This window comes from Myxococcus sp. AM009, assembly GCF_013372605.1.
Lineage (GTDB): Bacteria > Myxococcota > Myxococcia > Myxococcales > Myxococcaceae > Myxococcus > Myxococcus vastator.
In genome coordinates, this window is record NZ_JABXEP010000254.1 from 1 (window position 1) to 7,256 (window position 7,256).

General features: G+C 70.2%; 9 protein-coding genes. 4 read left to right on the forward strand and 5 right to left on the reverse strand.

The features are described 5' to 3' along the window. Positions 1–182: 182 nt before the first annotated feature. Entirely contained in the window at positions 183–641 is a 459-nt protein-coding gene (locus HV824_RS34080) for a Crp/Fnr family transcriptional regulator (RefSeq protein WP_163786144.1), read from the reverse strand. 72 nt (positions 642–713) lie between these two features. Between HV824_RS34080 and trxB the strand changes: the two genes are divergently transcribed. The 4 genes from trxB (at position 714) to HV824_RS34100 (ending at position 3,920) form a co-directional block, all read left to right on the forward strand. Further along, on the forward strand, positions 714–1,676 hold the full coding sequence (trxB, locus tag HV824_RS34085) for a thioredoxin-disulfide reductase (RefSeq protein ID WP_176421480.1): 963 nt from the start codon (positions 714–716) through the stop codon (positions 1,674–1,676). Between the two features lie 98 nt (positions 1,677–1,774). After that, positions 1,775–2,959: a PLP-dependent aspartate aminotransferase family protein gene (locus HV824_RS34090; protein ID WP_176425128.1), complete on the forward strand. Its 1,185-nt coding sequence runs from the start codon at positions 1,775–1,777 to the stop codon at positions 2,957–2,959. Next, the gene (moaC, locus tag HV824_RS34095) at positions 2,956–3,450 is read left to right on the forward strand and encodes a cyclic pyranopterin monophosphate synthase MoaC (RefSeq protein ID WP_176421482.1); all 495 of its coding nucleotides are present in this window, start codon (positions 2,956–2,958) and stop codon (positions 3,448–3,450) included. The genes HV824_RS34090 and moaC overlap by 4 nt, the downstream gene beginning before the upstream one ends. 218 nt (positions 3,451–3,668) lie before the next feature. Further along, positions 3,669–3,920, forward strand: coding sequence for a hypothetical protein (locus HV824_RS34100; RefSeq protein ID WP_176421483.1), 252 nt, complete (start codon positions 3,669–3,671; stop codon positions 3,918–3,920). Positions 3,921–3,935: 15 nt separating this feature from the next. On the opposite strand, the gene HV824_RS34105 is transcribed toward HV824_RS34100, so the two are convergent. The 4 genes from HV824_RS34105 to HV824_RS34120 form a co-directional block, all read right to left on the reverse strand. Further along, complete coding sequence (locus HV824_RS34105; protein ID WP_176421484.1) at positions 3,936–4,490, reverse strand: NUDIX hydrolase; 555 nt, start codon at positions 4,488–4,490, stop codon at positions 3,936–3,938. A gap of 16 nt (positions 4,491–4,506) precedes the next feature. After that, positions 4,507–5,331, reverse strand: coding sequence for a SirB1 family protein (locus HV824_RS34110; protein ID WP_163786145.1), 825 nt, complete (start codon positions 5,329–5,331; stop codon positions 4,507–4,509). Between the two features lie 84 nt (positions 5,332–5,415). Next, on the reverse strand, positions 5,416–5,691 hold the full coding sequence (locus tag HV824_RS34115) for a hypothetical protein (protein ID WP_090491927.1): 276 nt from the start codon (positions 5,689–5,691) through the stop codon (positions 5,416–5,418). Positions 5,692–5,698: 7 nt separating this feature from the next. Beyond that, positions 5,699–7,255, reverse strand: a complete 1,557-nt coding sequence (locus tag HV824_RS34120; protein ID WP_255208566.1) for a YiiX/YebB-like N1pC/P60 family cysteine hydrolase — start codon at positions 7,253–7,255, stop codon at positions 5,699–5,701. Position 7,256 lies beyond the last annotated feature (1 nt).

Genomic DNA, 7,256 nt, shown 5'->3' on the forward strand with positions numbered 1-7,256 from the left:
GCTTTGTCCCCGCCGCCTGCTCCATCCCGCCGCCCTCCACGTGGCGGGGACAAAGCAACCCGTGTGCCTGCCTGTGCTACCTGGGGAGTGGGGCGCGCACCCGTCCCGACATGCAGGAAGGGGCTCGGATGCTGGACGGACATCCCTGCACCAGCTGGCTTCTCAGGCGCTGAGACGGGCCGTCAGAAGCGGGACAGGGCGAAGAAGCCCTTGAGCTTCTCGTTCGTCTCGCGGAGCCGCTCGCTCAGCGTGCGGACGAACGTCCAGAGCAGCACGTACGCCAGGTCCTTGTCGGTGAACATGAGCTGGTCCAGCCGGGAGCGCTCGATGACCCAGACGGAGCAGCTCACGTGGGCGATGGCGTCCGCCGAGCGCGGCGAGTCCTCGATGACCGCCATCTCACCGAAATACTCGCCGGGCTCCAGGATGGCGAGCGCCTCCTCGCCGATGCCGGGCATCGACTTGGAGATGCGGACCTTGCCCTCGGCGATTACGAACATCTCCTGGCTGGTTTCCCCCTCACGGAACAGAAAGGCGCCTGCCGGGTAGGTCCGGGAGTGGCCAATCTGCGCGAGCCTGGCGAGCTGTCCCTGGGTCAAACCCTCGAACAGCGCAACCTTCTTGAGGACGTCGGCATCCATGAGGCCAGCTTCGTATCACGCGCCCGAGGCGCTCTGGTACCTTGGGGCCATCAACGAGAGTTGGGAGGAGTCGTGGCGGAGGAGAAGATTAACAAGGTGACCATCATCGGCTCGGGACCCGCGGGCTACACCGCGGCCATCTACGCCGCGCGCGCCAACCTGCAGCCGGTGGTGTTCGCCGGGGGCCCTACCCTGGAGCACCCGCAGCGGGTGCCGGGCGGCCAGCTCATGGTGACCACCGACGTGGAGAACTACCCGGGCTTTCCGGAGGCCATCACCGGCCCGGAGTTGATGGATCGTTTCCAGAAGCAGGCGGAGCGTTTCGGCACCACCCTCCACATGGAGAACGTGGTGAAGGTGGACTTCTCCCAGCGCCCCTTCCTCATCCAGGGGGAGAGCGTCAGCTGCCGCTCGGAGACGGTCATCATCTCCACCGGCGCCACCGCCAAGTGGCTGGGCGTCAAGGGCGAGGACACCTACAAGAACCGCGGCGTCTCCGCGTGCGCCACCTGCGACGGTGCCTTCTTCAAGAAGCAGGACGTACTGGTGGTGGGCGGCGGTGACACGGCCATGGAAGAGGCGACGTACCTGGCGAAAATCGTCAACCACGTCACCCTCATCCACCGCCGCGACACGCTGCGCGCCTCCAAGGTGATGCAGGAGCGCGCCCGCCAGAATCCGAAAATCTCCTTCATGTGGGACTCCGCGGTGGAGGAGGTCCTCGGCGACGCGAAGGGGATGAATGGCGCGGTGGTGCGCAACCTGAAGACGGGTGACAGCCAGCAGGTGAAGGCGACGGGCCTGTTCGTGGCCATTGGCCACACGCCCAACACGGAGCTGTTCCAGGGCGTGCTGGAGACGCACCAGGGCGGCTACCTCAAGACGGTGCCGGGCTCCACGCGCACCAACATCGAGGGCGTGTTCGCCTGCGGCGACGTGCAGGACCACTACTACCGCCAGGCCATCACCGCGGCGGGCACGGGCTGCATGGCCGCCATCGACGCGGAGCGCTGGCTCATCGAGCACGGCGAGTAGTCTGGCTCGCTGGCCCGCGCGGCTCCGCTGCGCATCCCCAGGCCGGCCCCTTTCGGGGGGTCGGCTTTTCCATTCCCGCGAAGGACGCAGCAATCCCCATGAGCTCGAAGCAGAAGACGGTGGCGGTGCACGCCGGGACGCGGCTGGCTGGAAGCAAGGCGGTGCCGGTGTCGCCGCCCATCTACCCGGCGGCGGTGAACTGGTTCGACAGCAGCGACGACCTGGACAGCGCCCTGGACGGGAAGGACTACGCCTACGCCCGCATCAGCGCGCCCAACACGACGCTGCTGGAGGAGGCGGTGGCCGCGCTGGAAGGCGCCGAGGCCTGCGTGGCCTACGCCAGCGGCATGGCCGCGCTGCGCTCCGTCTTCGAGGCCCAGGGCTTCCGGGCGGGAGACACGCTGGTGATGCCGGCGGATGGTTACGGCGTCACGCGCGCGCTGTACAAGAGTCTGTGCGCCACGCTGGGCGTGGAGCTGCACGCGCTCCTGATGACGGACCCCGAGGTGGCCGGGCGCATCCGCGAGCTGAAGCCGCGCATGGTGCTGGCGGAGAGCATCTCCAACCCGCTGCTGCGCGTGCCGGACTTGCGCGTGCTGGCGCGGGCCTGCCAGGACGTGGGCGCGACGTTCGTGGTGGATGGCACCTTCCCGTCGCCCGTGGGACAGCGCGCGCTGGCGCTGGGCGCGGACTACGCGGTGCAGTCCACCAGCAAGTGGCTCAACGGGCACAGCGACGCGCTGGGCGGCACGGTGAGTGCCTCAGTCGCGCGGATGGCGCCGCTGCGCGCCGCGCGGGTGCTGGCGGGTGACGTGCTGGGGCCCTTCGAGGCGTGGCTCACCCTGCGCGGCCTGCGCACGCTGCCGGTGCGCATGAAGGCGCATGTCGAGCACGCGGCGCACGTGGCGCGGCGGCTCGCGGAGTCGCCCCTGTTGGAGCGGGTCGTCTACCCGGGGCTGTCGTCGCACCCGGACCACGCGACCGCGCGGGAACTGCTGCTGGGCGGCGGTCCCATGGTGGCCTTTGAAATCAAGGGCGCGGGGCGGCCGGAGAGCATGCGCTTCCTGGAGGCGCTGAAGGTGGGGCGGCCCGGTCCTTCACTGGGGGACGTGTGCACGCTGGTGATGCACGCGGCCAGCGCCAGCGCGCGCCGATTCACTCCGGAGGAGCGGGAGGCCGCGGGCATCCGGGAGAACCTCATCCGCGTCTCCGTGGGGCTGGAGGACCCGGACGACATCGTGGAGGACCTGCTCGCCGCGGTGGCGCAGGGGGTGCGCCGATGAAGATGGTGGACGTGGGAGCGAAGCCGAAGACGGGCCGCGTGGCCGTGGCCACCGCGCTGCTGCGGATGTTGCCCGCGACGCGTGAGCGCATCCTGGCGGGGAAGGTGGAGAAGGGGGACGTGCTGGCCGCGGCGCGGCTCGCCGGCATCATGGCCGCCAAGCGCACGCCGGACTTCGTCCCGCTCTGTCACCCCATCGCGCTCTCGGGCGTGGAGGTGACGCTGGTGCCGGAGGACGCGGGGCTCCGGGTCCGCGTGCAGGTCAAGACGGTGGACCGCACCGGCGTGGAGATGGAGGCGCTCACCGCGGCCTGCGCGGCGGCGCTGACCGTCTATGACATGTGCAAGAGCGTGGACCGCGGCATGGTGCTGGACGCGGTGCAGTTGGAGCACAAGTCGGGCGGGCGCTCCGGCACGTGGCGGCGGGAGGAGGCCACGCCGGCTCAGGCGGCCGCGCCGCGACGTCGGCCGCGCGCGAAGAAGGCCCGCTGAAGGGAGGCCTCCCTGAAAGCCGGGGCGCCCGTGCGTTGGCGGACACAGTCGGGCTCGGGCCCCGCCTTCTGTCCGTCTCCACACGTCGCGAATGTGACGCCGTCCACGCCCAGGGCACGCTTGTCGCCGTGGGGGCTCCCGGTGCGCGGAGAGGGCCCCCAGGTTGCACTCCAGGCCATGCGGGCGCGAAGGACCTGCGCCGGTTCGAGAGGTGACGGGTGTTCGACTTGAGGGGCGTTCTGACGCTGCTGACGGCCCTGGGGGCCGCGGGCTGCGGTGCGCCCACGGAAGAGGGCGACGCGGCCGAGGTGTCGCAGCCCGTGGCGGACCGGGCCGCGTGCGACGCACAGGTGGCCCAGCGCCGCTACGTGTCCGAGGACAGGACGGAGTGCCAGGTCGTCTTCTTCGTCTGCGCCCGGGGCGAGTCGCCCTTCTTCGACGCGTGCGGCTGCGGCTGCTCGCGTCCCTGAGCCTGAGGCACGGGCCTACTTCGCTTCGCTGAGCAGGCGCTCCTGGAAGAAGGCCGCCACCACCAGTGAGTGGGAGATGTGGCCCTCCAGGATGAGGCGCGGCACGTCTCCGCGCGGGTGCAGCTCCACGGCGATGTCCTCGCTGGCGTCCTGCCGCCCCTCGTGCCGCTTCACGCAGTCGAGCGCGAGGAAGTTGAAGCACACGTTGCCCTGGAACGCGGGGTTGGGGTGCACCTGGCCCACTGGCACCACGCGTCCCGGCACGTAGCCCGTCTCCTCTTCCAGCTCGCGCGCCGCGGCCCGCTCAGGCGCTTCGCCTGGCTCCACGATTCCGCCGGGGAGCTCCAGCGTGGAGGACTCGACGCCGAAGCGGAACTGCCGCACCAGCACGAGCCGCGCGTCCGGCGTCACCGCGATGACGTTCACCCAGTCCGCGCAGTCGACGCGCACGCGTGGGTGCTCGTGGCCCGTGCGCGGGTCCGCCCACCAGTCCTCGCGCACCCGGGCGACGCTGAAGTCATGCTCCAGCCCGCGCCGCAGCCGGCGCCAGGGCTTCACCTCGTGAGTCACGTGAGTGTCCTTCCCGTCAATTGAGCAGCGCGGCGCGCTCCCGCAGCTCGCGGGCCGTCAGCTCCAGCCGGTCGCGGTCGGGGGCCTCGGGTGAAAGCTCCAGGCAGCGCTCCACGTCCTTCAGCGCCGCGCGGTAGGCCCCCAGGCCGCTGAGCAGCGCGGCGCGCGTGCGCAGCTCGCCCGGGTGGTCCGGCGCCAGGAGCAGCAGCAGGTCCACCACCGCCAGCCCGCGCTCACAGTCCTCGCGGCCCAGGTACACGCGCCGCAGGTTGGACAGCATCCGGTACGCAATCAGCTCCACCGGCGCGGGCGCCAGCATGTTGCGGTCGAACTTGAGCTGCGGCGCCACGCGCTTGAGCAGCTCCTCGCAGCCGTGCTCGGTGAGGATGTCCCCGTCGTGGAACGGGTCCATGAGCAGCTTGTGGTCCCCCGCGTCGTGCGCCACCAGGAAGTGGCCGGGGAACGGGACGCCGTACAGGGCGATGCCCGCGCGCCGCGCCACCTCCAGGTAGACGACGGACAGCGTAATCGGCAGCCCCTGCTTCCGCTCCAGCACCTGGTCCAGGAAGCTGTTCTCCGGGGAGTGGTAGTCGTCTTCGTTGCCGCGAAAGCCCTCGATGTCCGCCAGCACGTGGCGCAAGGCCCGCAGCGGCGCCAGGACTTCGCCCTTCTCGCTCAGCCGCTCCGCCTCCACCTGGACCCGGCACGCGAGCACGTCCAGCATGTGCAGGCACCCAGGGGCGTCCAGCAGGGGCTTGTCCAGCGTGGCGATGGCCAGCGCCGCCAGGTCCAGCCGCGGGGGCTCCGCTGCCAGGGCCGACACCAGACGCTCCCGCGCCAACGGTGGGCTGAATCCAGAGGGAATGCTCACGGCGAGAACCAGTAACCCACGAGGGCCCGGACGGCAAAGGCAGGCGGCCGAGCGTCAGAATGCTGGAGGTTCAAGCGGCAGCCGTCCCTTGATTTCCGCCCGGAGGGCAATCTGGGCCGCAATCAGCCCGGACAGGATTCCATCCTCGAACTCAAATGTAGGATGTTCCTTGAGTTCCGGGAAGTCGTGGGAGTTGCGCACCTCCTCCGGGGAGATGTTGGGCACGGCCTCGCGGGCCAGGCGCAGCACCTTGGCCTGCTGCTGGGAGATCATCTTCTCGAAGAGCTGGGTGGACAGCTGCAGCATCTCTTCGGCCATCTGCTCCGTCATCGGGTGTCTACTCCTGGGCGATGTCCCACTTGGCCCGGCGATAGCTGTAACGGAAAGCGTCCGCGTCCGCCTCCCTGGCGTCGCCCTCCGCTTCCCGGCCGTCCAGGAAGGCCACGAAGTCGAGCTGCCGGTCCTCGCGGCCGTATTCCGCGTCGAAGAGGCGGACCAGCTCGTTGGCGGGCAGGGTGCGGCGGCCGGCCACGCTGACCAGGGGGATGCGCAGGCCCGTCGTGTCGCTGGCGGGGGCGTAGGACTTCCACACCAGCTCCGTGCACACGAGCGTCCTGTCGGAGAAGAAGTCGAAGTCGAAGTCATACGGGCGGCCGTGGAAGGTGAAGGCGCGGACGATGGCGCGGGCCTTCTCCAGGCGGGACAGGCGCGGGCGCATGACGCCCAGGTAGTCCACCCGCAGGCCGTGCTCCAGGCCGGTGAAGGACACGCCTTCGCTGATGGATTCGATGATGCGCAGGGGGTCGCCGTGCGCGTCTTTGCCGGTGTACTCGGTCCACTTGGCGGGGAAGGCGCGCGCCAGGTGCTGGGTGAGCGAGCCCGGTGCGCCGGGGAGGGTGGCCACCCAGGCCTTCACTTCCGCGTCTTCGTCGAAGTACGCGCCGAGCTGGGCGGGCGTGCCAATGAAGAGCTCCGCGTGCGGCCAGAAGCCCGGCAGGCCGATGTTGGAGAGGTACCAGTTCTGCCGCGCCACCACGATGTCGCCGGGCTCCATCTTCTCCAGCAGGGCCAGGGCCTGCTCGCGGGAGATGAGCGGCTGGCCCACGCGGCGCACGCGGGTGTCACCCATCCATTCAGCCACCGCGCGCTGCACGGGGAAGAAGGCGCGCTGCGCGGTGTCCGCCGTCAGGTCCACCGTGGCCTTGGCGAAGAGCGTGGCGCCGCGCCGGGTGAGCAGTCCCTTCGCCACCTTGCTGTTGTGCTTCATCTCCTGCAGCAGCCAGGGCACGCGCGGCGCGTCCAGCGCGCCGGCCTTCACCAGCAGCGGGCGGAGCTGCTCCTTGTAGCCATCCCCCGTGAGCAGCTGCGTGCTGGTGGAGACGTGGATGGCCTTGTCCTTGAAACGGGCGAAGGCGCGCGCGGGCAGGCCGTACTCGGGCGCGGGCTCGTCCAGCAGCACCTCCAGCTGCTTCTTGCCCAGGGTGAGCTCCGCGTAGGTGAGGCCGTGGGCCAGCTCCGTGGTGAGCGCGCCATGGGTGAGGAGGAAGCCCCAGGCGTGCTTCTTCGGATGCGCGTGAGCGGGCACCTTCACGAAGTCCCAGTAGCGCTGGCGGATGACCTCCACGGACACGAAGTAGTCGAAGAAGGCCGCCCAGGTGCTGAGCAGCAGCTGCTTCTGGTCCGGCGTGTACGGCACGTTCTGCTTCTGCAGGTACACGCCGCGCGACTGCTTCACGGCCTCCTGCAGCCCGCGCAGGCCCCGGACGTGGCGCTCCAGCAGGGCGAGGTCACTCTGCGCCTGGGTGACGAAGGCCGCTTCGTCCAGGGCGAAGACGTCATTCACGGGGGGCGGCGGGGCGGCGGGCGTGCTGGCGAGCGTGAGCCAGGCAAGCAGC

Bases quoted from the DNA above. Each gene is read 5' to 3' on its own strand.
- HV824_RS34080 (WP_163786144.1), bottom strand. From the start codon at position 641: ATGGATGCCGACGTCCTCAAGAAGGTTGCGCTGTTCGAGGGTTTGACC.
- HV824_RS34090 (WP_176425128.1), top strand. From the start codon at position 1,775: ATGAGCTCGAAGCAGAAGACGGTGGCGGTGCACGCCGGGACGCGGCTG.
- moaC (WP_176421482.1), top strand. From the start codon at position 2,956: ATGAAGATGGTGGACGTGGGAGCGAAGCCGAAGACGGGCCGCGTGGCC.
- HV824_RS34115 (WP_090491927.1), bottom strand. From the start codon at position 5,691: ATGACGGAGCAGATGGCCGAAGAGATGCTGCAGCTGTCCACCCAGCTC.